The following is a 25,265-nucleotide window of genomic DNA, read 5'->3' on the forward strand; positions in this document are numbered from 1 at the left end:
AACTTCCCTGTGCTTTTATATTTTTTTTGTTAATTAAATATTTTTAAGGAAATCTGTAAACGATAGCATTGATGTTCATTCCGGCACCAACCGAAGTCATAACAATGTTACCATTCTCTTTAAACGAATGACCTTCCATTTTTCCTTTAATTATTAAATCATACATGGTAGGAATTGTTGCAACAGACGTATTTCCAAGGTTTTGGATTGTCATAGGGGAGATTGCATGATCGTACTCTTTCACATCATAAAGTCTGTGAAGTCTTTCAATCATAGCATAATCCATTTTAGCATTAGCCTGGTGGATAAGAATTTTGTCGATATCTTCAATAGAAAGACCAGCGTCAGTAATGGTGTCTTTAATAGCAACAGGAACGTTTTTAAGAGCGTATTCGTAGATTTTTCTACCTAACATTCTTACATAAAGACGTTTTTGATCTGCTTCTTTATTGATGGATGGTTGATTTTCAAGATAGTTCAGTTCAGGACCGTTGTCGCAGATCGTATTGTGAGCAATGATTCCTACATTTTCCTCATCTGTTGCCTTTACGATTACAGCTCCGGCACCATCAGCAAAGATCATTCTGTTTCTGTCATATGGATCAGTTACTCGGCTTAATGTTTCAGCTCCAATAACAAGAATAGTTTTGGCAACTTTAGCTTTAATCAGGTTGTCTGCTAAAATCATACCTTCTACCCATCCCGGGCAACCGAAAATCATGTCATACGTTACACATTTTCTGTTTTTAATTCCCAATTTGTTCTTAACTCTTGCTGCCATTGTTGGCATAAAGTCTGCGTATCCGTTCTCAGTAACTTCCCCGAAATTACTCGCGTAAATAATATAATCCAGTTCTTCGCCGTCTACTTTTGCATCCTCAAGGGCAATTTTTGCGGCTTCATAACCGATCTGTGAATTGGAAAGATCATCTTCAATAAATCTCCTGTTTTCGATTTCTGTAATTTCTACAAACTTCGCAATGGTCTCTTCCACAGGCTTTTCAATCTTTACTCCGTCTTCTGTGTAGAACTCGGAATTCATGAAGTAATCTCTACCAACAACTCTGTTCGGAATGTAACATCCAGAGCCAATAATGATCGTATTCGGCATTCGTTTATATGATTTTTTTAAAGATGCAAAGTTAATAATTAATATTAATAACGGAGAATTAAAAATATTATTAAATTTGCAAAAATTGTACTTTACAATCTATGAAAAACAACCCATCCTTAAAAGGCTTACTTATTGCAGGTGTGGCGTTTATCGTTGCCTTTGGGATCTACTTCCTTTTTTTAGCCAAGAAGAATTATTATGTTGTAGATAATCCTACCCCCAACACGTATTACTTTAAAATCAATAACGGTTCTGAAGCAGTTATATCATCGGGGCAGTATGTGCATGTGGATTTGAATAAGGGAAAAAACTCTATTCAGGTTTTCGATCAGAATAAAAAAATGCTTTACGATTCAGCATTTGAAGTAAACAAACTTCGTGGTCTGCTCAATATTACACATCAGGATTACTACGTGAATGACCAGTACTACGGGTATAACCTTAAAAAAGATTCGTTATTAACGGCTCTTGATAAAACCGTTATTGACGGAAAGGACTACTACGGAGGAGCAAAGCGTTTCAACAAGCTTTACACAGAAGATTTTTATTACAATGTAGATGAAGATTATGACAAAGTGATCAAGAATGTCCAACAAGTGGAATCAAGATCAAAGGTCTTCAGAAAGCAGGATTTCCTAAATTATTATAAAGAATATTACAAGTTTTAAGTTTTGACAAAAGATATCACTAAAGTTACTCCCTACAATTCTGAGGCTACTAAGAAGAGCCAGGTAGAGGATATGTTCGACAATATTGCGCCGAAGTATGACCTTTTGAACCATGTTTTATCCATGAAAATTGATGTTTTATGGCGAAATAAATTGGTAAAATGGATGAAAAATGATAACCCGCAGGAAGTGCTGGATGTGGCTACAGGAACGGGAGATCTCGCAATTACGATCGAAAAAGGAACCGGTTCAAAAGTAGTTGGTTTAGATTTATCACAACAAATGCTCAATGTTGGCGTTATTAAAATAAAAAAACTTAAATTAGACGGCAAAATTTCCATGCAAAAAGGAGATGCAGAAAATTTACCTTTCGAGGACAATAGATTTGATGCTGTTTCCGTTGCATTTGGAGTAAGGAATTTTGAGAACCTTCCCAAAGGTTTGGCAGAGTTAAGAAGAGTAGTTAAAGATAACAAGAGTGTTTATATACTGGAGTTTTCAAAGGTTGAGGGTTTCATGGGGCCATTTTATATGTTTTATTTCAAAAATATATTACCTGCTATAGGTAAACTGGTTTCCAAAGATAATAGGGCGTATACATACCTTCCGGATTCTGTAAATGCTTTTCCTTTCGGGGAGAAGATGAAGCAAATTCTTTTAGATACGGGATTTAAGAAAGTTGAATATAAAAAATTAAGTTTGGGTATAGCCACAATTTATAAAGCAACAAAGTAACCTATGAATAAATTTCTATTAAAAGCACTGGTTTTAACCTCAGTAAATGTTGCCGTTTTTGCAAACGCGCAATTTAGAACCCGAAACAGAATGGACAAGTTGGAAGATTTCGACGAGCAGAAATTCAGTTGGGGTTTTTATTTGAACGGGAATAAACTTGGCTACCGAATCGTATTACATCCAACCTATGGGATGAAAGATAATCAGAATCTTGTTACCAGTACTAAAGAAAGTTACAGCTTTGGTGCCGGGCTTATTGCAAAATGGAGACTGAATGATTATCTGGATGTAAGAGTAGAGCCGGGGCTGCAGTTTGCACAAAGACAGCTGACTTTTAATACTCAATCCAATGATGTGTATGCAGGTGGATCTGTAACTAATCCTCCTTTTACGCCAATCCCTTTACAGGAAAAAGATAAAGTAAGGGATATTAAATCTACATTGGTTGACATTCCGGTACTTTTGGAACTTCACGGAAGAAGATGGTATAACTCAAGACCATATGTTGCAGCTGGGGTAAATTATGTAGTGAACCTACAGTCTAATTCCAGTTCTACGGATGACAACATGCAACAGATCTTCAGAACTACTACCCACAATTTTGCATGGTCTGCAGAAATGGGAATTCAGTTTTATTTCAACAAATTTAAACTGACCCCTGCCATCAGAGGAACATTCTTTATGAATAATGAAAAAGTGGCTGATAATGCTACTACACCTCCTTATTGGGCTTCTGCTGTATCTACATTACAGACCAGAGCGATAATGTTTGTACTGAAATTTGAATAAGAAATTATCATATTAAAAATACTCAGGAGATGCTTTTGCATCTCCTTTTTTGTTGACAGATCAAAATATACGACTATTTATTTTTGTTAGTGTTAATATTTTTTTATTTTTGCTTCTAGTTAGAATATACAAACCTGGAATGCTTCAAGATTTAGAAAACAATTTTTCAGAATTAGAGAGAAAAATTTCGACTCTGCAAAAGAACTATAAGAATCTTACCGAAAATTTGGCTGAATTAAGTTTTGAGCATGAAGAATTGAAGAAGAAGTACGATGAGGAAAGAAAAAGAAATCAGGTATTAGCAGAAGAACAAAAAAATATAAAGCTTTATTCAGCAATATCAGGGAATCCTGAACACAATAGGTTAATGAAAAACCATATCAACAGATTGGTAAAAGAAATTGATTTCTGTATTGCTCAGCTTCAAAACAGTGGATTATAATGGAGGTAAGGAGAATAACCGTAAACATTGCAGGAAGAGTGTATCCGCTGAACGTACCGGCAGCAGAGGAAGAAACTTTGCGTAAGGTAGGGAAGCAGATAGAGAATATGATTAAAGATTTTGAACAGAACTTCGATGTAAGAGATAAACAAGATGCTTTGGCAATGTGTGCCCTGAAATTGGGAACCAATGCAGAAGTAGTTTCTCTTAACTACGAGAAAAATATTAATTCAACCAACGAAAGATTAGAACAGATTAATCAATCGTTGAATGAAATCGGGAAATAGATTTTTTTTCCTGAACAAGCTGCCTACAATAATTCTAACACATTAAAGGTAAACTCAACGCTAAACAATTACCGAACAAATGTCCATCGAATGGCGTGCCGGTCTTCCGGATTACAGACAGTGGAAATCAGTTCAAATCGTGTTGATTAGGAGTTTACTCTCAATCTCTGGATTATTGTAGGCTTTTTTTATTTTTAAAGGATATGAATACAATTAAAACTCAATATACATTATGATAGAAGTTATAGTCGGTGTTGTATGTTTAGTAATCGGGGCTGCCGTGGGAATTATTTTCTCCAAAAGTTCTCTGAATACTAAGGCAAAATTTATTATGGATGATGCCAAGAAAAACGCCGAAAACCTTATAGAAAAAGCCAACGTACAGGCTGAATCCATAAAGAAAGAAAAGAATCTTCAAGCTAAAGAAAAATTCCTTGAATTGAAGTCACAGCATGATGCTGATATCCAGTCCCGCGAAAAGAAAATGCAGGAAGTTGAAAAAAGGACTAAAGACAAGGAACATAAGTTTAATGATGAACTTAGTAAGATTGGAAAACTTGAAAAAGATTTAGACAAACAGATTGCTGATTATTCTAAGAAGAACGAAATTTTAGACAAAAAGCAACAGGAATTAGATATAGCAACCGCTAAAAAAGTAGAAATACTTGAAAAAATCTCTAATTACACTGCTGATGAAGCTAAAGCAGAATTGGTAGAAACCATGAAAGCTGAAGCGAAGACAAGAGCTCAGGCACACGTTCAGGGTATCATGGAGGAAGCTCAGATGAACGCTAAGAACGAAGCAAGAAAAATTGTTATCCAAACAATTCAGAGAATCGGAACCGAACAGGCTATCGAGAATTCAGTATCGGTATTCAACATTGAATCTGACGAAGTAAAAGGTAGAATCATTGGTAGAGAAGGTAGAAATATCCGTGCTTTAGAAGCAGTAACAGGAGTTGAGATCATCGTTGACGATACCCCGGAAGCTATTCTTCTTTCATGTTTCGATCCGGTAAGAAGAGAGATTGCAAGACTATCCCTTCACAGATTGGTTACCGATGGTAGAATTCACCCGGCAAGAATTGAAGAAGTTGTTGAAAAAACAAGAAAACAAATTGAAGAGGAGATCATTGAAGTAGGAAAGAGAACGATCATCGATTTAGGAATCCACGGATTACACCCTGAATTAATCAAGATCGTCGGTAGAATGAAATACCGTTCTTCTTACGGACAAAACCTATTACAGCACTCAAGAGAAGTAGCTAACATCGCTGCAACAATGGCTGCTGAATTAGGATTAAACGTTAAGTTAGCTAAGAGAGCAGGTCTTTTACACGATATCGGTAAAGTTCCTGAACAGGAATCAGAATTACCACACGCACTTTTAGGAATGCAGTGGGCTGAGAAATACGGTGAAAATCCAGAAGTAGTAAATGCTATTGGTGCTCACCACGACGAAATTGAAATGAAGTCTCTATTATCTCCAATCATTCAGGTAGCTGATGCAATCTCAGGAGCTAGACCAGGAGCAAGAAGACAAGTATTGGAATCTTACATCCAGAGACTGAAAGATCTTGAATCTGCAGCATTAAGCTTCGATGGAGTATCTAGCGCTTATGCAATTCAGGCAGGTAGAGAATTAAGAGTAATGGTAGAAAGTGGAAAAGTGAATGACGAAGTAGCTTCTCAACTGTCTTACGATATCTCTGAAAAGATCCAGAACGAACTTACTTACCCTGGACAGGTGAAAGTAACAGTAATCAGAGAAACAAGAGCCGTGAATATTGCAAGATAATAATCGGAACAAGATATTTTATAAAAACCTTTCAAGAAATTGAAAGGTTTTTTATTTTTATCAAAACTTAACAATGCAAGAACTATCACTGTCTTCAAAACTGAAGTATATTTTCTCTATTCCTGTTATTATATCAGCCCTTGGCTATTTCGTAGATATCTATGATCTTCTCCTGTTTGGGATCGTAAGGATTCCCAGTCTGAAAGCCCTGGGGCTTAATCCGGATGCTGACGGAACTTTTATCCTGAATTGCCAGATGGTAGGGCTTCTTATCGGTGGAGTATTCTGGGGAATCTTCGGAGATAAAAAAGGAAGACTTTCCGTGCTCTTTGGCTCTATTCTGGTGTATTCTCTGGCGAATATTGCCTGTGGCTTTTTACCTTATTTTCCAAAAGAGCATTTAGTGTATCAATACGCTGGTTTAAGGTTTATTGCGGGAATAGGTCTTGCCGGAGAGCTTGGAGCGGGAATTACACTGGTTTCTGAGAGTCTACCGAAGAATTTAAGAGCTATTGGTACTTCAGTAGTTGCCGGTTTTGGATTAATGGGAGCTGTAGTGGCCCAATTAACCGTAGAATTAGCCGGAGGATGGAATATCTCTTACATCATTGGCGGAATAATGGGGATTCTTTTATTATTACTGAGAATCAGTGTTTCAGAATCCGGAATTTATAAGAATATTGAACATAAAAATGTTTCTAAGGGAAATTTTATATCCTTTTTCACCAATAAAGACAGGTTGATACGATATTTAAAATGTATTGCAGTAGGATTGCCTACCTGGTATTGTATTGGGATTCTGGCTGTTTTAGCTAATCAATTTGCACCTGAATTCGGAATTAAGGATATCAGTCCCGGAAAAGCAATTATGTGGGCTTATGTAGGTATTTCTGTAGGAGATCTGATGAGTGGTTTTATTTCCCATGCTTTGAAATCACGTAAAATGGCGATCTTTTATATGTTACTCTTCACACTGGTTGGAGTAGGAATGATGTTGTTTGGAAATACCAATACAGAAATGAAGTACTATTTATTCTGTGTATGGCTGGGCTTTGGTACCGGATATTGGGCCATGTTTGTAACTCTTGCAGCAGAGCAGTTTGGAACCAATATCAGAAATACAGCAACTACTACTGTTCCGAATATGGTAAGAGGATTGGTTCCTGTGATGATTCTGGCTTTTGATTCCCTTAAAGGTAATTTTTCCGTAATAGTAAGTGCTGCTATTGTAGGTGTCGTGGTATTTGGGCTGGCATTTTATTCTTCACTTACAATCTCGGAAACCCATAATAAAGACCTTGAGTTTACAGAGTGAATTTAAATTTGTTTAATAAATAAGAGTTGGGTTGTATTGTTTTTTAATAGTATAATTGTATTTAAATCAACAAATTATCAAGATTTTAATGTGATTTTGTTGCAGATAATTAATATTTGTTTAACTTTGGGTAGTAACTAAAACTATACGTTTAATCAAAACCTAATAACATGAAAAATGCTAAAAAGCTAAAAAAACAAGATCTTAAAAGTATTACAGGAGGAGTAAGCGGTAAGCCGGATTTATCTCTTTGTGGATGCAGCTGTTCAGGTGCTGTTACAGGCCCAGAGTATTGCTCTCTATATATGGGCTGCCTGCAGGTTTATACTTGTGGACAGGTATAAGAAATTATTGAAGTATGAAATAAACATTTCCACATTTAATAGGCAGCACCCTCCTGATTTTCAGAAGGGTGCTGCTGTTTTTAGTGAATAATATAAAGTAAGCTTCCAATACTAATGGTTACCCAAAGTAATACAGCGGTAAGTAAGGGTTTAAAACCTATTGATTTTAAAGTTTGGATAGAAAGGGTAGATCCAATAAAAAATAGAGTCAAATTCAGCCCGGATTTAGCAAATGAGGTAATGGCAGTACTAAATTGATCCATAAAAGGAAAATAAGTGTTCAGTAGAATGGCCAGAATGAAATATCCGATAAACCACGGAATTTTAATTTTTGAATCTTTGCTTTTAAAAATGAACATGGTAATAATGGAAACAGGGATAATCCATAAAGCACGCGCCAACTTAACCGTGGTTGCAATTTTTAAAGCCTCATTACCATATTTGCTGGCAGCACCTACCACAGAGCTTGTATCATGAATTCCAATCGCACACCATAGCCCAAACTGTTCCTGGGAAAGATTCAAGAGATGTCCGATAGCAGGATAAACAAACAATGCAATAGAGTTTAATGTAAAAACAATCGCTAATGCTAAAGAAATTTGCTTTGTACTGGGTTTGATGATAGGAGAAACAGCAGCAATGGCACTTCCCCCACAAATGGCAGTTCCGGCAGACAGAAGATAAGATAGTGGTCTTTCAAGCTTAAAGATCTTCCCTAGAAAATATCCCAAGACCATTACACTGATAATACTTACAACAGTCAACATTAATCCTGTTTTTCCCGCATGAAGGGCTTCATCCAGCTTTAACCCAAATCCTAATCCAACAATGGAAATCTGCAGCAACAGATGAATATATTGATGTAAATGTTTTTCAAATGGGTTTCCCATAAAAACAGCCAAGGCAAAACCTAATGTCAGGGCAACGGGAGACGAAATGAATGGAGTAAGACATAAAACAGCTAGTCCAATAAAAATTACTTTGCGTGTTCTTTGATTTTGAATGAAATCTTTCATATTGTGAACTTTTAAAATCTGGTTCAAAATTCGGTAATATGTTATTATAAAGTAAATCGTATTTTGTTATGATGGATAACTATAAGTTATAAAAGATAAAAGATAAAAGATAAAAGATAAAAGATAAAAGATAAAAGATAAAAGATAAAAGATAAAAGATAAAAGATAAAAGATAAAAGATCTTGTCGTTAAACAACTATTATCCGTGCATATATCCATGCGTATATCCATATCAATAGGGGCGGGCTTTAGCCCGGCCAATCAAATAAATTAAAAAATCCATTGGCTTTAGCCAAAACCTAAAATAATCTATCCTTAATCAATTTGAAACATCTGATATTGCAATGACGTTTTTGCTTAATTAACAGATTGTGCACCACAAAAACTACTCTGCAAACCTCAAAAACAACTCTATCAGTTCAGATTGCTCTCCTTTGGGAAGAATAAAATGAAAATCTCTTTCAATGCTAAAGTTTTTAATGTCAATAACAGTAAGAATGTTATTTTTCAATTCATTCAAAATAGTGCTGATGGAAAGAAAGGCCATACAATCCGAATGAAGAAGATAATTTTTAATACTTTCACTGCTTCCCAGCTGGATAACGGTATTGAGCTCATTGATATTGATGTCCTTCTCCTTCAATCGGTTTTGTATAAACTCAAGAGTTCCGGAACCCTGTTCACGGAAAATAAGGTTAAGCTGATACAGGTCTTTTACATTGAGTGTTTTATGAGCCAAAGGATGATCTGATTTGGCTGCCAGAACAATTTCATCAGGTTTAAAAGTCTTGTAATCAAAATAAGAAGATTGCGATTCTCCTTCAATGATACCAAGATCTATCTTTTCTTCTTTTAAAAGGGATGAAATGGCTTCAGTATTTCCTGTAAGAAGCTCTATTTTAATGTCTTTATAGTAAGCGTTGAACTTGGCTAATATTTCAGGTAAAATGTATTGGGCAACAGTGGTGCTGGCTCCAATAATAAGTTTTCCTTTATGCTGCTGATTAATCTGGCTGATTTCAAATTCCAGATCACGGTAGATATTTCTAACCTTTTCAGCATATTCATACAGGATTTTTCCGCTTTGTGTCAGTTGTATGGAGGTCCCTTTTCTGTCAAATAATTTAGTGCTTAACTGCATTTCAATTTCTTTGATGTGTTTGGTAACTGCCGGCTGCGAAATATGAAGCTCTTCAGAAGCTTTGGTAAAACTTAATCTTGAAGCTACGGTATGGAAAACTTTTAACCTGTAATCGAACATAGCGCAAAAATACGGATTATAGTTGTATTTTGAATAGCAGCGTTTGAGGGTTGAGATGCGGGTTTCGTGATTCGAGATACGAGGTTGTGTTCATTTTGATGAGGATTTATCGTTGAAGTATATGAACTTCTAAACCGGATTGTGCTTTATGTTCTTTATTTTCAATACTATTTTAAGTAGAATATTGAAATGAAAGGATAGCCATTCGGGGTGTTAAAAATTCTTTGAATTTTTGACAGGGTGGTTTAAAGCGAATCAATTTTTAGTTCCTCCAATTTCTATTCATTCTTACAAAAAATCCGATACAGATCTATCCTGTTGGTTTTCATATCTTCTGTTTTTAGCCTCTCCAATCTTTTGCTTGCTGTAAATACTGTTATGTCCTGAAAGAAGATAGGAAACAACACAGGCTATAGCGATATACACACCACATTCAGCTCCAAATAATTCAATACCCATCAGCATACAGGCCAATGGAGTATTGGTGGCTCCGGCAAATACGGCCACAAATCCCATTCCCGCCAACAATCCAAATGGTAATGGAATAAATAGAGATAATGCACTTCCCAGTGTAGCACCGATAAAGAATAAGGGGGTCACTTCACCTCCTTTGAATCCAGCTGAAAGCGTAATGATGGTAAAAACCATTTTTAGAGCAAAATCATACAAAGGAAGCTGCTTTTCAAAAGATTCTAATATAACAGGAACTCCAAGCCCAATATATCGTGTTGTACCCATGAGTAAAACTGCCAAAGCGATAATAGTTCCCCCAACAACGGGACGAAGTGGCGGATATTTAATTTTTGATTTAAAAAAAGAACCCGCCCAATGAATGATTTTACTGAAGGCGGCCGCACAGATTCCAAAAGCAATACCTGCTAAAATGCTATACAGGATTGGTAAAAACTCTAGCTTGGGAATAAAATCAATATGATAATGAGTATGTTTTACATTCCATAGGTTTGTAGCCCAATCGGCAAGTATAGCTGATGCAAAGGCCGGAAATAAGGCATTATACCGTATTCTTCCAATCAGGAAAACTTCAAGTCCGAAAACGGCACCAGCCAAAGGGGTTCCGAAAACAGAGCCAAATCCTGCAGCAATGGCAGAGATAATCAATGTTCTTCTTTCACTCTTATCAAGTTTAAAAGGTTTGCTAAGCTGATCTGCAATAGCTGCCGCCATCTGAAGTGCTGTTCCTTCACGACCTGCTGAACCTCCAAAAAGATGAGTAGCAATGGTTCCCAGATAAACAAAAGGAGCCATTTTGAATGGAATAATCCCTTTTGGATCATGAATATTGTCAATCAGAAGATTATTTCCAGCTTCAACATCCTTTCCCCAATAGTAATACAGCAGTCCGATTAAAAAACCGGCAACAGGAAGTAAAGCAATCAACCATAGATGACTCTCCCTGAAATTAGTGACCCATTCCAATGACTGTAGAAATCCTGCAGAAGCACTTCCTACCAAAGTTCCAATAATAAGACTTATGACCAACCATTTAAAAATATAGGGGATCGCTGGAAATTTTCTGAAGAAAAAATGGGTGTGAAAAGCTACTTTTTGACCAAGTGTTCGTTGATTTTTTGACATAATAATCCTGATTAGTTATTGTTAATAATCTCTCAATCAGGCGTCATCAGCTTTTGTAAAGCGGTTGGGGGAAGGAAGAACACCATTTCCTTTTTTTGATATTGCAAATATATTGAATAAAGATAAAAGATAAAAGATAAAAGATAAAAGATAAAAGATAAAAGATAAAAGATAAAAGATCTTGTCGTTAAACAACTATTATCTATTTACATAACCATAAGGATATCAACATCAATAGGGGCGGGCTAAAGCCCGCTCTCGTTATAAATCAACATTCATCTGGCTTTAGCCAAAACTTAAATATAGAAGAATATATTATTTTATCTATTTTCAAGGTTCTACTCTAAACACACTCTTATATTCAATCTCAAACCTTCTACAAAAAAGGCTTCATCTCATCCTCAATCTGAGTTCTCAGATCCATCAGGCGTTTTGCGTACTGCTCTTTTTGTTTTTCCTCTTCTGTTTCAGGAATCCATTTGGGAACGGGAAGTTTTTTACCATTCTCATCTACAGCAACAAAAACAATGATGCAGTGGGTTTTTTTCTCAAAAGTAGGCTGTTTCAGATTTCGGGAAAAAACATTAATGGAAATGTGCATGCTTGAAGTACCTGTATAGATAACCTGAGCTTCTACTTTTACTACTTCACCAATTTTAATCGGATCATAAAAACGGATTCCTCCCACATATACTGTTACGGAATAATTTCCACTCCAGGTGGTAGCACACGCATAGCCTGCCTGATCAATCCATTTCATAACGCTTCCGCCATGTACATTTCCACCATAATTAACATCTGAAGGCTCTGAAATAAACTGAAAAGTAATAGGTTTGTTCTGCATCTTTATAAAATTTGAATAAAGTTATTTAATAATTTCGAAAGTTTTAGATTAAATCCTACTTTTGAAAGACGAAATCATAATGAAGTGGAATTTTAACAAATAAAAGACTTAAGAACAGTAATGAAGAAAGTATTTTACCTGAACACCTGCGATACCTGCAGAAAAATTTTAGCACAATTTGATCTTACAGACTGGGAACTTCGTGAGATAAAAAAACAGCCTATTACCAAAGAAGAATTAGCAGAAATGCATAAACTGACAAAGTCTTACGACGCTTTGTTCAGCAGAAAATCTACTCAGATCAAATTGAGAGGATTGGATGTAAAGTCTTTGGGAGAAAAAGATTTTAAAGAATTGTTACTGGATCATTATACCTTCTTAAAGCGTCCTGTCTTTATCACTGATAAGGAGATTTTTGTAGGAAATGATAAAAGTAATGTTGAGGCTTTAAGAACATTCTTCGGAGTGGAGGAATAATTTTTCTCTTAATATATAGATTTTAGCTCCGCTTGCGGAGCTGTTTTTTTTATGTTTAAAATACTGAAGGATAGTATTTTAAAGTTTTATTTATATCTTTAAATAACCAAAAAATAGTAGTATGAATAAAAACATTTTTAAAGCTCATAAACTGAGCAGGGTAACATTAAAAGAAATTAAAGGAGGTGGAAAAGTTATTGTACCCAACTGCTATACCCTTTGTGGTGAAGCAGGAGGTGTAGTTTCAAACCATCCGGGAAGAGGAGACATGTGCACTCCAGACAGATCACTTTGTTGCTACTGCAGATAGAAATCCAGAGATTGTAAATTTTACAGTCTCTTTTTTTGAAAAAACAATTCAAAAATATTTTGCGTTGAAATTTTCGTGAAGCTAAGAGTATTACCACTCATTTCTGAGATAAAATATTCAAAAGAAAAAGAGACTATCCGAAGACAGTCTCTTTTTAGTATGATATGAGAACGATTATACAAAAGGAGCTTTCACCACTTTTGCAGGAATGTTCTTGTTTCTTACCTGAATAAAAATCTCAGAACCTAACTTGAAGTGAGGCTTGTCTACATAAGCAAGACCTAAACCGATCTTTTTCATTGGAGACTGTGTTCCGGAAGTTACTTTTCCAATTACGTTTCCTTCAGCATCCACAACAGGGTAGTCGTGTCTTGGAACTCCCTTATCTGTCAATTCAAAAGCAACTAGTTTTCTGGTAACACCTTCCTCTTTCTGTTTTGCGAAAACATCTTTAGAAACAAAGTCTTTATCAAATTTAGTGATCCATCCTAAACCAGCTTCTATTGGAGAAGTAGTATCATCAATATCGTTTCCGTATAGGCAGAATCCTTTTTCAAGTCTTAAAGTATCTCTGGCAGCCAATCCGCAAGGAATAATTCCTTCAGCTTCACCAGCTTTCATTATTTCATCCCAAAGGTTTTCTGCACTTTCGTTTTTGAAATAGATTTCAAAACCTCCGCTTCCAGTGTAACCAGTATTGGAAATGATGATGTCATTTATTCCTGCAACGCTTCCTACTGTAAAATTATAGTAAGGGATTTCAGAAAGGTTTACATCAGTTAGTTTTTGAAGAATTTCAGTAGCCTTAGGACCTTGAACTGCTAATAACGACATGTCATCAGAAGCGTTCGTCATTTTTGCTCCGAAAGTATTGTATTTTGAGATATGATTCCAGTCTTTGTCAATATTGGAAGCGTTTACGACTACGAAATATTTGTCGTCCTCCATTTTGTAAACGATAAGGTCATCTACAATTCCTCCGTTTTCGTTCGGAAGACATGAGTACTGAGCTTTTCCGTTTTCAAGAGCGTCTACATTGTTAGTTGTTACAAATTGTAAAAGGTCTTTAGATCCCGGACCTTCGATGAAAAACTGTCCCATGTGGGAAACATCAAACAATCCTGCTTTTTCTCTTACTGCAAAATGCTCTTCTGTTACTCCTGAATATTGTACAGGCATTTCAAAACCTGCGAAAGGTACGATCTTAGCTCCTAATGACGCATGTTTGTCGTACAAAGCTGTTTTCTTCATATTTAATTTTTATTTCTTTATTTTAAAACTGTTAAAAGTCTCATTAAATAGGGTCATATAGTTTCCGTTCCAGAATTTCTGGCCACAGTTAATGGTAACCAGATACAAGTCTTTATCTTTTTGAAAAGCTCTTGTGATCCAGAAAAGTTTTTCTTTTTCATCAAAATATTCGTAGAAATATTCTGTGTATCCTTTTTTTCCTCTGCTTTCCTTAACCTTTTTTTCAGCTTCTTCAGATTTATAAAGAGCCAGAATAAATTTCTTCGCTTCTGTTTTGGGAAGGTTCAGATCGTGGTATTCGGAAATAGTAATCGCTCCAATTTCACTGGTAGGAAAAATATTGATGATATCACTATCATTGGTTGATCTCCAGCCTTCAGGAACATTGATAGAGTAGTTCGGACTGTCATAAGTTGTAGCCTTTTGGGCAAAAAATAAACTTCCTGATAGAATGGCAGTAAAAAGAATTATTTTTTTCATCGTTAAAAATGGTGTTTATATTCTTCAAGGATGATTTTAAACCATTCCGTAAAGTGTTCAGGATTTTCAGTAATCTCTTTATCCAGGTCTTCAGGAGAAATAAATCTTACTTCTTCCACTTCCTCTTTATTCAGATTAAAGTCAGATTCATAGTTTCCTATAAAAACATGGTCTAGTTCATGTTCCCAAAGGCCGCCACCTACATCTGCTTTGTAAATAAAGTTGAATTTTTCTGAAAGTTCAGCATCTATTCCCAGCTCTTCTTTTAATCTTCGCTGGGCTCCGGCAAGGTAAGTTTCCCCAATTCTGGGGTGTGAACAGACCGCATTGGTCCATTGGTTGGGAGAATGGTATTTTCCTGGTGCTCTTTTCTGAAGAAGCATTTCGCCTTTACTATTGAATAAAAATACAGAAAAAGCACGGTGTAACAGACCATTAATATGAGCTTGCTGTTTTTCCATCAAGCCCAAAACCGCATCATCAGGATTTACTAAAACTACTAATTCTTCCATTTTTACAAATGTAAGAGTAATAAATGTATTTTGGAAATTTTTAGGAAAACATTATATCTTTTGAATGAATAGGAAAGAGCATAAAAAAGAAAATTTGAAACCTAAAGAAAGATTCATTAAAATCATAAATATTCTCTATTTCAACACATAAACTAAAATTTAAAAAGAAAAATTTTAACTATAAGCCATTAAATTATGAATAAATTGTTTATATTATTTATTAAATAGCGATTTTTATAGTAAATTTTTAACATAAACTAAGATTAATACCCCTGATAGGTATAAAAGCCGTAACTTTGTTACTCAAATTTTCGTGATGGAATTAGAATACATAGAGCACATCAGTCCTATTCTTAAGGATGGAGTTAAAAATTACTTAATTGATATAGACGGAACCATTACGGATGACGTTCCTAATGAAGAACCAGAAAGAATGGTTACCTGCGAACCATATCCGGATGCTTTGGAAACTATTAATAAATGGTATGATGAAGGACATCAGATCTGTTTCTTTACCTCAAGAACTGAAAACCTTAAACAAATCACTATCGATTGGCTGGATAAGCACGGGTTCAAGTATCAGAGTGTACTTTGCGGAAAACCAAGAGGAGGAAATTATCACTGGATTGATAATCATTTGGTACGAGCTACAAGATACAAGGGAAGATTTACTGACCTTGTTGAAAAGCAAGTAACCATTGAAGTGTTCAAAGAAGACGGAGAATAAATTTAATATAACGAAAGATTTAAAAATTGAATGGAGTGTATCCTTCAATTTTTAAATCTTTCAACTTTTAAAACATAGTTGTAATTATGAAAGTTTTAGCTAATGACGGCCTAGACCAATCTGGAATTGATGCATTAACAGAAAAAGGGTTCGAGGTGATTACTGCAAAAGTTCCACAGGAATTTTTAGTAGATTATATTAACGAGCACCAGGTTCGTACTTTATTGGTAAGAAGTGCTACGCAGGTAAGAAAAGATATTATTGATAGCTGTCCATCGCTCGAGATTATCGGAAGAGGTGGTGTAGGAATGGATAATATTGATGTAGATTATGCAAGAGAAAAAGGAATTCATGTGATTAACACCCCTGCAGCTTCTTCAGAATCTGTTGCTGAACTTGTTTTTGCACACTTATTTTCCGGAGCAAGATTCCTTCAGGATTCCAACAGAAAAATGCCTTTGGTAGGAGATACAGAATTTGCTGGTCTTAAAAAAGCATATGCAGCAGGAATTGAATTGAGAGGAAAAACCATCGGTATCGTTGGGATGGGAAGAATTGGCCAGGAAGTGGCAAGAATTGCCCTTGGACTGGGAATGAGAGTGGTTGCAGCTGATAATAATGTAGGAAGGGCAAGCATTAAAGTGAGGTTCTACAACAATCAGTTCATCAATGTAGATATTGAAACAGAACCTTTGCAGGAAGTTTTAAAACATTCAGACTTTATTACCCTTCACGTTCCGGCTCAGAAAGACGGGTACATGATTGGTAAGAATGAGTTTGAAATCATGAAAGATGGAGTAGCGATTGTTAATTGTTCAAGAGGTGGAGTAATTGATGAAGCTGCTTTAATTGAAGCTTTGGATTCCGGTAAAGTGAGATTTGCAGGATTGGACGTATTTATTAACGAACCAACTCCTTCTAAAGAAATCCTTACCCATTCTAAAATCTCTCTGACCCCACACACAGGTGCTTCTACCCTTGAAGCTCAGGACAGAATCGGGCTTTCTTTGGCAGATCAGATTTCAAGCATTTTACAGATCCAGTAATCTAGATTCATAAGATAAAATTAAAAGCACCTTCATCTGAAGGTGCTTTTGTATTTTAAACCGTTAATAAACAGATTATATATTGTTTTTGCTTTTCAGTAAATCTCTGATCTCAGCCAATAGCTTTTGATCGTCTGTAGGTCCCGCAGGAGCAGGAGCGTCTTTTTTGTTGACTTTATTAGCACCTTTAATAATAAAGAAAAGAACCATAGCAATACACAGGAAGCTGATAACTGCAGACAGGAAGTTTCCATAAGCAACACCATTCCAGGTAAGTTTAGCGATGTTTTCTGCGCCTGCTGCTTTAAGCGCAGGGTTTAAGATCAAAGGGGTAATTACATCTTCCACTAAAGACGAAACAATTTTACCAAATGCTGCACCAATGATTACACCGACAGCCAAATCGAGAACATTTCCTTTAAAGGCAAACTCTTTAAATTCCTTAACAAATCCCATAATTTATATTTTTTTAATTAGTATATACACAAAAATATAATTAAAAAATGTAAAAAACACTACTTTTTGTAGTTTTTTATCCCAAAAAACCGGTTTTTTATTCTAAATTGATATTATCTTTTTTAATAGAAATTGTAACTTTAACCTTATATTTTATCTCATTAATGATGTCCTTGTATTTTTGTTGCCAGGGCCTTACCGTAATGAAATATCTTTTATAATTTATTTAAAAGTTAGATTCACTTATGAAAATCTTCACTGCCGAACAAATCAGAAGTTGGGATCAGTTTACCATATCCCATGAACCTATAGCTTCCATTCAATTAATGGAAAGAGCTTCACTCACTGCTGCCAATTGGATCTCTGAACATTCTAAAACCCATAGGAAGGCAGCTGTGCTTTGTGGAAGCGGAAATAATGGGGGTGATGGGTTGGCAATTGCAAGGATGCTATATCAGAAAGGGTTTGATGTAGATGTATTTGTAAATGATATCAAAAGGGAATTTTCAGAAGATGCAGCTGTAAACCTTAAAAGATTACGAGGAATTTCCGGGATTTCTGTACGAAACTTCAATCAAGTTGAACAATATAGCTTTGACGACAAAACGATTATTATTGATGCGCTTTTCGGAACTGGCTTATCGAGGCCTTTAGCTGATGAATATAAAGAATTGGTAGAATGGATTAATAAAAAAGATAATCCTAAAATAGCTATAGATATTCCATCCGGACTTTCTGCTGATGGACTTTTAGATGGTGATTCTATGGTCTTAAAAGCTAATTATACATTAAGTTTTCAATGCTGGAAAAAAAGTTTGCTACATCCGGAAACAGGAAAGTACACGGGAAAAGTAATTGTTCTGGACATTGGGCTCAGTGAAAATTATAATGAAACAACTGAAACAGATTATTTCGCAATTGATGATTCTTTTGCGGGATCTCTTTTTAATCCCAGGAATGATTTTGCCCATAAAGGAAATTATGGTAAAGCCGTTATTGTAGGTGGAAGCTATGGGAAGATAGGAGCTGCAGTACTGGCCACAAAATCTGTTTTAAAAACAGGTGCTGGACTTACTTTTACATTGGCTCCTCAATGTGGATATGAGATATTACAAGCCACTTGCCCGGAAGCTATGTTTATCGAAGGTGGAAATCGATCTATTAAGTGTTTTGATATCGATAAAGAATCAACTGTAGGAGTTGGTCCTGGCCTGGGAACTCAAGAAGAAACTAAAAAAGGTCTTTTGACTTTCCTGAAAGATTATCAGTCACCATTAGTTTTGGATGCAGATGCATTGAATATTATTTCTGAAGATCAGAAAAATCTTCAGTTAATTCCTAAAAGATCAATCATTACTCCTCATCCCAAAGAATTTGAAAGGTTATTCGGAAAAACAGAAAATTCATTTAAAAGATTAGAACTGGCTAGGGAAAAAGCTAAAGAACTGAATATTTATATTGTATTAAAAGATCATCATACGCAGGTGGTTATTCCTGAAGGTAATGTGTACTATAATCTGACTGGAAATGCAGGCCTTGCCAAAGGAGGAAGTGGAGATATCTTAACCGGGATTCTAACCTCACTTTTAGCACAGGGTTATTCTGAAAAAAACACCTGCATCCTTGGAGTCTGGTTACATGGGAAAGCTGCTGATTTTGCATCAGAAAAACATTCAAAAGAATCTATGCTGCCTACAGATGTAATTGATGAACTGGGAAATGTTTTTATTGAATTAAATAGAAAAAAAGAAATAAATTTATAAGTAAGTAGGAGAAGAAATTAAATGTATAATGACTCTTTATACAGATTTATTTTCCCTCTTTGTTATTATGACTGTGTCATTCTGAATGTAACGCAGTGGAATGAAGAATCTAGTTAAGAATAAGACGGAATTATCCTTACCTAAACATAAAAAAGGCAAATCTGTAATAAACAAATTTGCCTTTCTATATTTTTAATCAAGGTGATCTATAGAGTTTAATTACTCGGGTTTTGCATTTTCTGCTTCTGTAATTTTAAACTTCTTAGAGATAATCATGATGATAACTCCGGCAATCATAAACGGAATAGACAGAACTTGTCCGGTATTTAAACCTCCGATCTGAATGAATTCATCTCCTTGAGGCTCTTTCAGGAATTCAACGAAGAATCTGATAGCCCAAAGAATGATAAAGAATAATCCAAATAGCCATCCTTGCTGATATTTTTTATTCGTTTTTCTATAAAGAAACCATAATAAAATGAAAAGAGCAACATATCCTACTGCTTCAAATAGCTGGCTAGGGTAACGGGGAACAGTTAGTCCATACTCGCTGCTTTGTTGTGGGAAAAGTAAAGCGAAAGGAGAATTGGGGTCAGCTGGTTTTCCTACAATTTCAGAATTGAAGAAGTTCCCCATTCTTACAAATGCACCGCCTAGAGCTACCACAATTCCTAATCTATCATATACCCAGAAAGGATTTTTCTTGATGATCTTATATGAGTAATAAAGAGTGGTAAGGATCAATGCTATTGTTGCTCCGTGGCTTGCCAATCCGGAAAATCCAGTGAATTTGATCCCGTTTTTGGTGCTAATCGGTAAAAATACACTCCAGAAATCTTCCTTAAACAGTTCTGGCTGATAGAAAATAACGTGTCCTAATCTTGCTCCAAGAATAGTTCCTATCAATGTCCATGTGAAAAGAGGTTCAAGATATTTTTGATTAACATTATCAATTTTAAAAATTCTGGTCATTAGAATATATCCGAAACCAAATGCGAAGACAAACATTAAACTATAAAAGTGTAATGTAAATGCCCATAGATGAACACCTTTTGAAGGGTCCCATATTTTAAATGATGTTTCAAGTTCTACCTTATCAGAAGCAGCGATGGGCTTTGCAGATTTTACAGCATATTTGAATGTAGTGATATTATCTTTAGTAGGAGCTGTGTTAATCAATTTGAAGTTTTTATCAAAAAACTGATATTGTGAATCCTTGAATCTTACCAATGTTGAAACTCCATAATTATAATAAGCAGGCTCAAAATTAGATTCATTAAGGATAACCAGAACATTCTCTTTAATTCCTCTATCAGGAAATGCAGCCAGGTCTCCCATTTCTGTAGTAGAATAGATTTTCACGGGAACATTATTTCCATTGATATCTAAAGTTCCGTCAGATAGACCTCCTGGGTATTCCTGTGCGAAAAGACACTGAGTAACCAATGCAAATATGACAAGGTAAATTCTGAAAAAAATATTACTCATTTTTCTATTGATTTAATAGTTTGTTATTTTTATTGATGGGTATGTTTAGGTGGAACAGGATCGTAACCGCTCCCTCCCCACGGATGACATCTTAAAATCCTTTTAAATCCCAGCCAGAAACCTTTAAATATACCATGAACTTGTAAAGACTCTATCATATAATGAGAGCAGGTAGGTTCGTAACGGCAGTTTTTAGGAAGTAGGGGCGAGATAAACCACTGGTAAAATTTTATCAAAATTACCATAGGAAATGTAATGATTTTATTGAATGTAAGTTTCAAAACAATGCAAAAATAGGGTAAAAAAATGAAAATTAGTTTAATTTTGTTAGAAGTTTCAGACCATAGAAATCTGAAATATTGATCTTAAAAAATAAAATACTTTGAATCAAAATATTCCACTAGCCGAGAAATTAAGACCTAAAACTTTGGATGAAGTTTTAGGACAGGAACATCTTACCGGCGAAAAAGGGACGATCAGAAAAATGATCGAAAATAATACCCTGAATTCCCTGATCTTTTGGGGACCTCCGGGAACAGGAAAAACTACACTGGCAGAAATTATTTCTGAAAGTTCAGGAAGGAAGTTTTATAAGCTTTCTGCTGTTTCCTCTGGAGTGAAAGATGTTCGTGATGTGATTGAAGATGCTAAAGGGCAGAACTTATTTTCAGGAAAATCGCCCATTTTATTTATTGATGAGATCCACCGTTTCAATAAATCCCAACAGGACTCGCTGCTGCATGCTGTAGAAAAGGGGTGGATTGTTTTGATAGGAGCCACTACAGAAAATCCAAGTTTTGAGGTAGTTTCCGCTTTGTTGTCCAGAAGTCAAGTGTATGTTCTGAAAGCTCTAAGCTATGAAAAATTAGAAGAACTTATTGATATTGCTTCTGAACGATATAATAAAGATGAAGGAACAGATTTTAAGATTCTTGAAAAAGAGGCGCTTATTCAGTATTCGGGAGGTGATGCCAGAAAACTGATTAATTCTGTAGAGTTGGTTTTGAATCAATATAAAAATACAGATACTCAAGAGATCATCAACTCAGATGTGCTGGAAGTTCTTCAGGAAACAATGGCGCTGTATGATAAGAATGGCGAACAGCATTATGATATTATTTCGGCTTTCATTAAATCAATGCGTGGAGGTGATCCTAACGGAGCTGTCTATTGGCTGGCGAGAATGCTTGTTGGAGGAGAGGATATTAAGTTTATTGCAAGAAGAATGCTTATTCTGGCAGCAGAAGATATCGGGCTTGCAAACCCTAATGCTTTGGTGATTGCCAATAACTGTTTTCAGGCAATCAATGTGATCGGAAATCCTGAGGCAAGAATTATTTTAAGTGAAACCGCTGTATATCTTGCTGTTTCTCCTAAGAGCAACTCTGCATATATGGCTATTAATGAAGCAATGGCATTAGTGAAACAAACCGGAAACCTTCCTGTACCTCTCCATTTAAGAAATGCTCCCACCAAGCTGATGAAAGATCTTGATTACGGAAAAGAATATAAATATGCCCATTCCTATGAAGGGAATTTTGTAGACCAGGATTTTCTTCCCCAGGAGATCAAAAATGTGAAACTGTATGAACCAGGAAACAATGCAACAGAAAAAAAAATCTATGAAGAGCTAAAGAAGAAGTGGGGAACGAAATATTAAATAAAAAAGGATAACATGAAAATGCTATCCTTTTTTTATTGTTAAAAATTACTTTGTTGTATAAATAAATAAAGTCGGCTTTCCGTTGTAATCCTTCTTCTCCGTTTTTGCCATAATTGCTGTGAATATCTTAGTAGATGAATCGGTAAATTCATAACCATCAATAAAAACAGAATTATCTGCAGGAATATCAATTTGGCTGTTTAGCTGAGATAATGCCATCTTATCAAAACCAATGCTTTTACTGCTTTTATATACAGTAACCCCGTTTGTAAAAACAGAACTGTATTTTTTTAAATTGGCAGGAAGGCTGGCTGCACTATTATAGACCTTTAGGACCTGAATGCGAGAACCTGCGGACTTGAACAGATCTTCTGTTCCAATCATATTTTCAGCCACTGCAAGTTTTTTTTGTGCAAATAATGTTGCAGATGACAGTATTAAAAAAGAATAGAGTAATTTTTTCATAATCAGAATATGTAACTGTTAAAAACGTGATAAATATAGTTATTTTTTGTAAAATGTGAATTAAATATTGAAATGTTTTACGTTTTATTTAGAAATAAAAACTTTTATCCCAATTATACTTCCTGGTTTTCTTCGTTTTTTTCTTTCGTATCAACCATGTTTTTGATAATATTCTTAAGGCGCTGAAAAGTGAAAGAACTTAATAGCAGAATAATCCCCAGAGCAATAAACGCGCTGATTCTTGAGATGTTATCCATTTGCCACACATCATAAGCATAAAGTTTTAAAACCATTAAACCAATCAGAGAAAACCCAATCTTGTTGTATTCCTGAATGTTTTTTCTCAATCCTATATAAATGAATATACTCGCAAGAATGGTCCAGATGATGGGGAGATAAAGAATGTTGAAATGATTTTTTACAGCATAAAAATCTTCCATACCATGAGATGTTGCCAATACATATAAATGATGAAGCTCACCGCTAACGGAAACAATGAACGCGAGAGAAATAATCCAGTATGATATTTTTGATTGATGGAAATCTGTATCAGGAATGATTTTTAAAGATACATATATAAAAGGTATCCATTGAAGTAGGTGTAATATATAAAAGCTGTTCTGAAGTTGTTTTGATAGAATATCTGTAACTATTGATGAGGTGGCAACAGAAATATTAATCACTATAAGGAAGAGGAACAAATAGATTAGTCCTGTTTGAAGATCTTTGGCGATACTCAGTTTTTTTCTGAAAAACAGTAATATGAAAATATAATAGATGCTGTACAATAGTGCTACACTGGTTATTGCTGCCCAAGGTAGACTATTGATGTGATAAATAATTTCAAGAAGAATGGCGGTGTAAATAACCCCATAGCTTGCAGCTGTAATAAGGTCTTCAAAAAAAGTATGGGTTCCTGTTTCTGTTTCTTCACTGGAATTTTTTAATAAATATAAATTGATCCCGATGGAAACAATGGTCACCAGACTCGTTAAAAATACAGGGTTGAATATAATGTTGAGGTTTACGGCATTGAAATATTCACACCAGGTAATAAGCTGTGCGAAAATAACCAATGGGAAAATGATATGAAAACATGTTTTAAAAATTTTATGACCTGTTTTTTTCCATATAAAAAGGAGTAGGGCTGCCTCTATAGCCCAAACGCTGGTAATTAGGTGAGCTTTAAACTGCAGCGCAACAGCTATTGTAATCAGACTGACGGTTATTCCTGCAAAAACAGAAAAGGAAATCCTAAAGTTTCTTTTTCCGTATTCCCTGAAAAGAAAAATAGCGTTCACCAAAGCAAATATCAGAGGGAAGATAATAACAGGTTCATATTGTAATTCGTTGAAGATATAAGTAAGGCCTATAATACTTGAGCCATTAATAAGGGAAAGCATTAAAATATCCGGAACAGGAAGTTCTTTTTTCCTGAAATAATCGATAAGAGCAAAAGTGTAAAAAATAATATAGCTGATAAGATAGAAAGTAATACTCAAAAGCTCAGGAAGATCTACAGTCCAGTAAAAAAGATATATGCTGGTAAAGATATATGCTGTCCATCCTACACTTTTCCAGTGTTGAAGAAAAGCAACAGCCAGCATTCCTATATTCAGTAGAGTAAGGTAGGTGAAAAGGAATACATAATTATTTTCTCCTGTGCTAATCATTAGGGGAGCTGTAAAACCGCCTATTAATGAAAAAATGATTAAAACTTCACTTCTGTAATAATAGGATAAAAAGATAGCTGCAGTGGTGATTATAGAAGTAATAACAAAAGCTGTATTCTGGCTGAAAATGTGGTATTCTCTGAAAGCAATTGTAGTGGTGAAATATAGAACAGCAATTCCGCCACCGGTAATGATGGAGGCAAATGTTTTATAGTTTTTTCTGAGAAAATGTCCTGTAAGAATGATGGCTGTCCCGGTACAAAGGCCAATTCCTGCTCTTGCGGTCTCTCCAATCCAGTTTTTATCAATAGCGTATTTTACAAAGTAACCTATTCCTAGAACTAAAGTGAAAATACCAATAACAGTAAGAATGTTTTGTTTTAAAAATTCAAAAACAGGGCTTAGCCAGTCTTTTTGAATTATGGGAGGGGTTTCGGAATTTTCATTCAGGGCTGTAGTTTCCCTTTGGGGTTCGTATATTGGTGTAGGCAGTGGGGTGATGATTTCTTCAGTAGAAATAACTTCCTGGGTTGGCTCAGGGTGTAATGTTTTTTTATTGATTTTGGAGCTAAGGTCTGATACCTCTTTTTCAAGTTTCCGGATTTTGGTGTTCAGGTTGTTGAAAATAATGGCAATGACTATAATCAGGATAACCGCAATATATTCATTCATTATATAGTTTTTATCAAATATAAAGAATTTTGAAATGGTATTAAAAATTAACCCATCGCAACAGGGGCGATGG

27 protein-coding genes and 1 riboswitch are annotated in these 25,265 nt (G+C 35.2%); of the genes, 14 read left to right on the forward strand and 13 right to left on the reverse strand.

What is annotated here, in order from left to right; all coding sequences use genetic code 11:
* Positions 1-43 precede the first annotated feature (43 nt).
* Positions 44-1,111: a 3-oxoacyl-ACP synthase III family protein gene (locus BLS98_RS02345; protein WP_089733218.1), complete on the reverse strand. Its 1,068-nt coding sequence runs from the start codon at positions 1,109-1,111 to the stop codon at positions 44-46.
* A gap of 101 nt (positions 1,112-1,212) precedes the next feature.
* On the opposite strand from BLS98_RS02345, the gene BLS98_RS02350 reads away from it, so the two are divergent.
* The 8 genes from BLS98_RS02350 to BLS98_RS23165 all read left to right on the forward strand — a co-directional run bounded on the left by BLS98_RS02350 (position 1,213) and on the right by BLS98_RS23165 (position 7,492).
* Complete coding sequence (locus tag BLS98_RS02350; protein ID WP_089733220.1) at positions 1,213-1,782, forward strand: hypothetical protein; 570 nt, start codon at positions 1,213-1,215, stop codon at positions 1,780-1,782.
* Between the two features lie 3 nt (positions 1,783-1,785).
* On the forward strand, positions 1,786-2,517 hold the full coding sequence (gene ubiE, locus BLS98_RS02355; RefSeq protein ID WP_045495173.1) for a bifunctional demethylmenaquinone methyltransferase/2-methoxy-6-polyprenyl-1,4-benzoquinol methylase UbiE: 732 nt from the start codon (positions 1,786-1,788) through the stop codon (positions 2,515-2,517).
* Positions 2,518-2,520: 3 nt separating this feature from the next.
* Positions 2,521-3,306: a type IX secretion/gliding motility protein PorT/SprT gene (gene porT / locus BLS98_RS02360; RefSeq protein ID WP_089733222.1), complete on the forward strand. Its 786-nt coding sequence runs from the start codon at positions 2,521-2,523 to the stop codon at positions 3,304-3,306.
* Positions 3,307-3,445: 139 nt separating this feature from the next.
* On the forward strand, positions 3,446-3,748 hold the full coding sequence (locus tag BLS98_RS02365) for a hypothetical protein (RefSeq protein ID WP_089733223.1): 303 nt from the start codon (positions 3,446-3,448) through the stop codon (positions 3,746-3,748).
* On the forward strand, positions 3,748-4,035 hold the full coding sequence (locus tag BLS98_RS02370; protein ID WP_089733225.1) for a cell division protein ZapA: 288 nt from the start codon (positions 3,748-3,750) through the stop codon (positions 4,033-4,035). Before BLS98_RS02365 ends, BLS98_RS02370 begins: the two co-directional genes overlap by 1 nt.
* A gap of 232 nt (positions 4,036-4,267) precedes the next feature.
* On the forward strand, positions 4,268-5,833 hold the full coding sequence (gene rny / locus BLS98_RS02375; RefSeq protein ID WP_181575127.1) for a ribonuclease Y: 1,566 nt from the start codon (positions 4,268-4,270) through the stop codon (positions 5,831-5,833).
* Positions 5,834-5,906: 73 nt separating this feature from the next.
* A complete protein-coding gene (locus BLS98_RS02380; RefSeq protein ID WP_089733228.1) occupies positions 5,907-7,148 on the forward strand; it encodes an MFS transporter in 1,242 nt (413 codons plus the stop codon).
* A 170-nt stretch (positions 7,149-7,318) separates the two neighbouring features.
* Positions 7,319-7,492 (forward strand): hypothetical protein, encoded by a 174-nt coding sequence (locus BLS98_RS23165; RefSeq protein WP_167356157.1) that lies wholly within the window; start codon positions 7,319-7,321, stop codon positions 7,490-7,492.
* 80 nt (positions 7,493-7,572) lie between these two features.
* On the opposite strand, the gene BLS98_RS02385 is transcribed toward BLS98_RS23165, so the two are convergent.
* The 4 genes from BLS98_RS02385 to BLS98_RS02400 all read right to left on the reverse strand — a co-directional run bounded on the left by BLS98_RS02385 (position 7,573) and on the right by BLS98_RS02400 (position 12,209).
* The gene (locus BLS98_RS02385; protein WP_089733230.1) at positions 7,573-8,508 is read right to left on the reverse strand and encodes a YeiH family protein; all 936 of its coding nucleotides are present in this window, start codon (positions 8,506-8,508) and stop codon (positions 7,573-7,575) included.
* Positions 8,509-8,893: 385 nt separating this feature from the next.
* On the reverse strand, positions 8,894-9,769 hold the full coding sequence (locus BLS98_RS02390; RefSeq protein WP_089733233.1) for a LysR family transcriptional regulator: 876 nt from the start codon (positions 9,767-9,769) through the stop codon (positions 8,894-8,896).
* Positions 9,770-10,057: 288 nt separating this feature from the next.
* On the reverse strand, positions 10,058-11,365 hold the full coding sequence (locus tag BLS98_RS02395) for a voltage-gated chloride channel family protein (protein ID WP_181575128.1): 1,308 nt from the start codon (positions 11,363-11,365) through the stop codon (positions 10,058-10,060).
* Positions 11,366-11,395: 30 nt separating this feature from the next.
* Positions 11,396-11,464, reverse strand: a riboswitch (Fluoride riboswitch).
* Positions 11,465-11,741: 277 nt separating this feature from the next.
* Complete coding sequence (locus BLS98_RS02400; RefSeq protein ID WP_089733235.1) at positions 11,742-12,209, reverse strand: acyl-CoA thioesterase; 468 nt, start codon at positions 12,207-12,209, stop codon at positions 11,742-11,744.
* Positions 12,210-12,329: 120 nt separating this feature from the next.
* Here BLS98_RS02400 and BLS98_RS02405 point away from each other — a divergent pair, with 120 nt between their 5' ends.
* A complete protein-coding gene (locus BLS98_RS02405) occupies positions 12,330-12,686 on the forward strand; it encodes an arsenate reductase family protein (RefSeq protein ID WP_089733237.1) in 357 nt (118 codons plus the stop codon).
* A 121-nt stretch (positions 12,687-12,807) separates the two neighbouring features.
* Positions 12,808-12,996 (forward strand): hypothetical protein, encoded by a 189-nt coding sequence (locus tag BLS98_RS02410; RefSeq protein ID WP_089733239.1) that lies wholly within the window; start codon positions 12,808-12,810, stop codon positions 12,994-12,996.
* Positions 12,997-13,170: 174 nt separating this feature from the next.
* Here BLS98_RS02410 and gcvT read toward each other — a convergent pair whose 3' ends face one another.
* Genes gcvT through idi form a run of 3 tightly spaced genes read right to left on the reverse strand, consistent with a single transcriptional unit; the run spans position 13,171 to position 15,239 of the window.
* Complete coding sequence (gene gcvT / locus BLS98_RS02415) at positions 13,171-14,247, reverse strand: glycine cleavage system aminomethyltransferase GcvT (RefSeq protein WP_089733241.1); 1,077 nt, start codon at positions 14,245-14,247, stop codon at positions 13,171-13,173.
* Positions 14,248-14,256: 9 nt separating this feature from the next.
* Positions 14,257-14,727 (reverse strand): hypothetical protein, encoded by a 471-nt coding sequence (locus BLS98_RS02420; RefSeq protein ID WP_089733243.1) that lies wholly within the window; start codon positions 14,725-14,727, stop codon positions 14,257-14,259.
* A 2-nt stretch (positions 14,728-14,729) separates the two neighbouring features.
* Positions 14,730-15,239, reverse strand: a complete 510-nt coding sequence (idi, locus tag BLS98_RS02425; RefSeq protein WP_089733245.1) for an isopentenyl-diphosphate Delta-isomerase — start codon at positions 15,237-15,239, stop codon at positions 14,730-14,732.
* A 316-nt stretch (positions 15,240-15,555) separates the two neighbouring features.
* On the opposite strand from idi, the gene BLS98_RS02430 reads away from it, so the two are divergent.
* Together BLS98_RS02430 and BLS98_RS02435 are read left to right on the forward strand one after the other, a co-directional pair.
* Entirely contained in the window at positions 15,556-15,966 is a 411-nt protein-coding gene (locus tag BLS98_RS02430) for an LNS2 domain-containing protein (RefSeq protein ID WP_089733247.1), read from the forward strand.
* A gap of 86 nt (positions 15,967-16,052) precedes the next feature.
* Entirely contained in the window at positions 16,053-17,012 is a 960-nt protein-coding gene (locus BLS98_RS02435) for a D-2-hydroxyacid dehydrogenase (RefSeq protein WP_089733248.1), read from the forward strand.
* 75 nt (positions 17,013-17,087) lie between these two features.
* Here BLS98_RS02435 and mscL read toward each other — a convergent pair whose 3' ends face one another.
* A complete protein-coding gene (gene mscL, locus BLS98_RS02440; RefSeq protein WP_089733250.1) occupies positions 17,088-17,468 on the reverse strand; it encodes a large conductance mechanosensitive channel protein MscL in 381 nt (126 codons plus the stop codon).
* A 245-nt stretch (positions 17,469-17,713) separates the two neighbouring features.
* Between mscL and BLS98_RS02445 the strand changes: the two genes are divergently transcribed.
* Positions 17,714-19,231, forward strand: a complete 1,518-nt coding sequence (locus BLS98_RS02445) for an NAD(P)H-hydrate dehydratase (protein WP_089733252.1) — start codon at positions 17,714-17,716, stop codon at positions 19,229-19,231.
* Positions 19,232-19,450: 219 nt separating this feature from the next.
* Here the strand turns inward: BLS98_RS02445 and lgt are convergent, their stop codons facing one another.
* Together lgt and yidD are read right to left on the reverse strand one after the other, a co-directional pair.
* Entirely contained in the window at positions 19,451-20,299 is an 849-nt protein-coding gene (lgt, locus tag BLS98_RS02450) for a prolipoprotein diacylglyceryl transferase (protein WP_262487347.1), read from the reverse strand.
* A 449-nt stretch (positions 20,300-20,748) separates the two neighbouring features.
* Entirely contained in the window at positions 20,749-20,964 is a 216-nt protein-coding gene (gene yidD, locus BLS98_RS02455) for a membrane protein insertion efficiency factor YidD (RefSeq protein WP_228425445.1), read from the reverse strand.
* A 137-nt stretch (positions 20,965-21,101) separates the two neighbouring features.
* On the opposite strand from yidD, the gene BLS98_RS02460 reads away from it, so the two are divergent.
* On the forward strand, positions 21,102-22,379 hold the full coding sequence (locus BLS98_RS02460) for a replication-associated recombination protein A (RefSeq protein ID WP_089733255.1): 1,278 nt from the start codon (positions 21,102-21,104) through the stop codon (positions 22,377-22,379).
* Between the two features lie 48 nt (positions 22,380-22,427).
* Here the strand turns inward: BLS98_RS02460 and BLS98_RS02465 are convergent, their stop codons facing one another.
* Both BLS98_RS02465 and BLS98_RS02470 read right to left on the reverse strand, forming a co-directional pair.
* Positions 22,428-22,847 (reverse strand): hypothetical protein, encoded by a 420-nt coding sequence (locus tag BLS98_RS02465; protein WP_089733257.1) that lies wholly within the window; start codon positions 22,845-22,847, stop codon positions 22,428-22,430.
* Between the two features lie 113 nt (positions 22,848-22,960).
* Positions 22,961-25,192 carry a DUF2339 domain-containing protein gene (locus BLS98_RS02470; RefSeq protein ID WP_089733259.1) on the reverse strand — a complete coding sequence of 744 codons (2,232 nt, stop codon included), beginning with the start codon at positions 25,190-25,192 and terminating at the stop codon, positions 22,961-22,963.
* Between the last annotated feature and the right edge of the window lie 73 nt (positions 25,193-25,265).

The sequence above is a fragment of the Chryseobacterium jejuense genome (genome assembly GCF_900100075.1).
GTDB classification, from domain to species: domain Bacteria; phylum Bacteroidota; class Bacteroidia; order Flavobacteriales; family Weeksellaceae; genus Chryseobacterium; species Chryseobacterium jejuense.

Bases quoted from the DNA above. Each gene is read 5' to 3' on its own strand.
- BLS98_RS02345 (WP_089733218.1), bottom strand. From the start codon at position 1,111: ATGCCGAATACGATCATTATTGGCTCTGGATGTTACATTCCGAACAGA.
- BLS98_RS02350 (WP_089733220.1), top strand. From the start codon at position 1,213: ATGAAAAACAACCCATCCTTAAAAGGCTTACTTATTGCAGGTGTGGCG.
- porT (WP_089733222.1), top strand. From the start codon at position 2,521: ATGAATAAATTTCTATTAAAAGCACTGGTTTTAACCTCAGTAAATGTT.
- BLS98_RS02365 (WP_089733223.1), top strand. From the start codon at position 3,446: ATGCTTCAAGATTTAGAAAACAATTTTTCAGAATTAGAGAGAAAAATT.
- BLS98_RS02370 (WP_089733225.1), top strand. From the start codon at position 3,748: ATGGAGGTAAGGAGAATAACCGTAAACATTGCAGGAAGAGTGTATCCG.
- rny (WP_181575127.1), top strand. From the start codon at position 4,268: ATGATAGAAGTTATAGTCGGTGTTGTATGTTTAGTAATCGGGGCTGCC.
- BLS98_RS02380 (WP_089733228.1), top strand. From the start codon at position 5,907: ATGCAAGAACTATCACTGTCTTCAAAACTGAAGTATATTTTCTCTATT.
- BLS98_RS23165 (WP_167356157.1), top strand. From the start codon at position 7,319: ATGAAAAATGCTAAAAAGCTAAAAAAACAAGATCTTAAAAGTATTACA.
- BLS98_RS02385 (WP_089733230.1), bottom strand. From the start codon at position 8,508: ATGAAAGATTTCATTCAAAATCAAAGAACACGCAAAGTAATTTTTATT.
- BLS98_RS02390 (WP_089733233.1), bottom strand. From the start codon at position 9,769: ATGTTCGATTACAGGTTAAAAGTTTTCCATACCGTAGCTTCAAGATTA.
- BLS98_RS02395 (WP_181575128.1), bottom strand. From the start codon at position 11,365: ATGTCAAAAAATCAACGAACACTTGGTCAAAAAGTAGCTTTTCACACC.
- BLS98_RS02400 (WP_089733235.1), bottom strand. From the start codon at position 12,209: ATGCAGAACAAACCTATTACTTTTCAGTTTATTTCAGAGCCTTCAGAT.
- BLS98_RS02405 (WP_089733237.1), top strand. From the start codon at position 12,330: ATGAAGAAAGTATTTTACCTGAACACCTGCGATACCTGCAGAAAAATT.
- BLS98_RS02410 (WP_089733239.1), top strand. From the start codon at position 12,808: ATGAATAAAAACATTTTTAAAGCTCATAAACTGAGCAGGGTAACATTA.
- gcvT (WP_089733241.1), bottom strand. From the start codon at position 14,247: ATGAAGAAAACAGCTTTGTACGACAAACATGCGTCATTAGGAGCTAAG.
- BLS98_RS02420 (WP_089733243.1), bottom strand. From the start codon at position 14,727: ATGAAAAAAATAATTCTTTTTACTGCCATTCTATCAGGAAGTTTATTT.
- idi (WP_089733245.1), bottom strand. From the start codon at position 15,239: ATGGAAGAATTAGTAGTTTTAGTAAATCCTGATGATGCGGTTTTGGGC.
- BLS98_RS02430 (WP_089733247.1), top strand. From the start codon at position 15,556: ATGGAATTAGAATACATAGAGCACATCAGTCCTATTCTTAAGGATGGA.
- BLS98_RS02435 (WP_089733248.1), top strand. From the start codon at position 16,053: ATGAAAGTTTTAGCTAATGACGGCCTAGACCAATCTGGAATTGATGCA.
- mscL (WP_089733250.1), bottom strand. From the start codon at position 17,468: ATGGGATTTGTTAAGGAATTTAAAGAGTTTGCCTTTAAAGGAAATGTT.
- BLS98_RS02445 (WP_089733252.1), top strand. From the start codon at position 17,714: ATGAAAATCTTCACTGCCGAACAAATCAGAAGTTGGGATCAGTTTACC.
- yidD (WP_228425445.1), bottom strand. From the start codon at position 20,964: ATGGTAATTTTGATAAAATTTTACCAGTGGTTTATCTCGCCCCTACTT.
- BLS98_RS02465 (WP_089733257.1), bottom strand. From the start codon at position 22,847: ATGAAAAAATTACTCTATTCTTTTTTAATACTGTCATCTGCAACATTA.
- BLS98_RS02470 (WP_089733259.1), bottom strand. From the start codon at position 25,192: ATGAATGAATATATTGCGGTTATCCTGATTATAGTCATTGCCATTATT.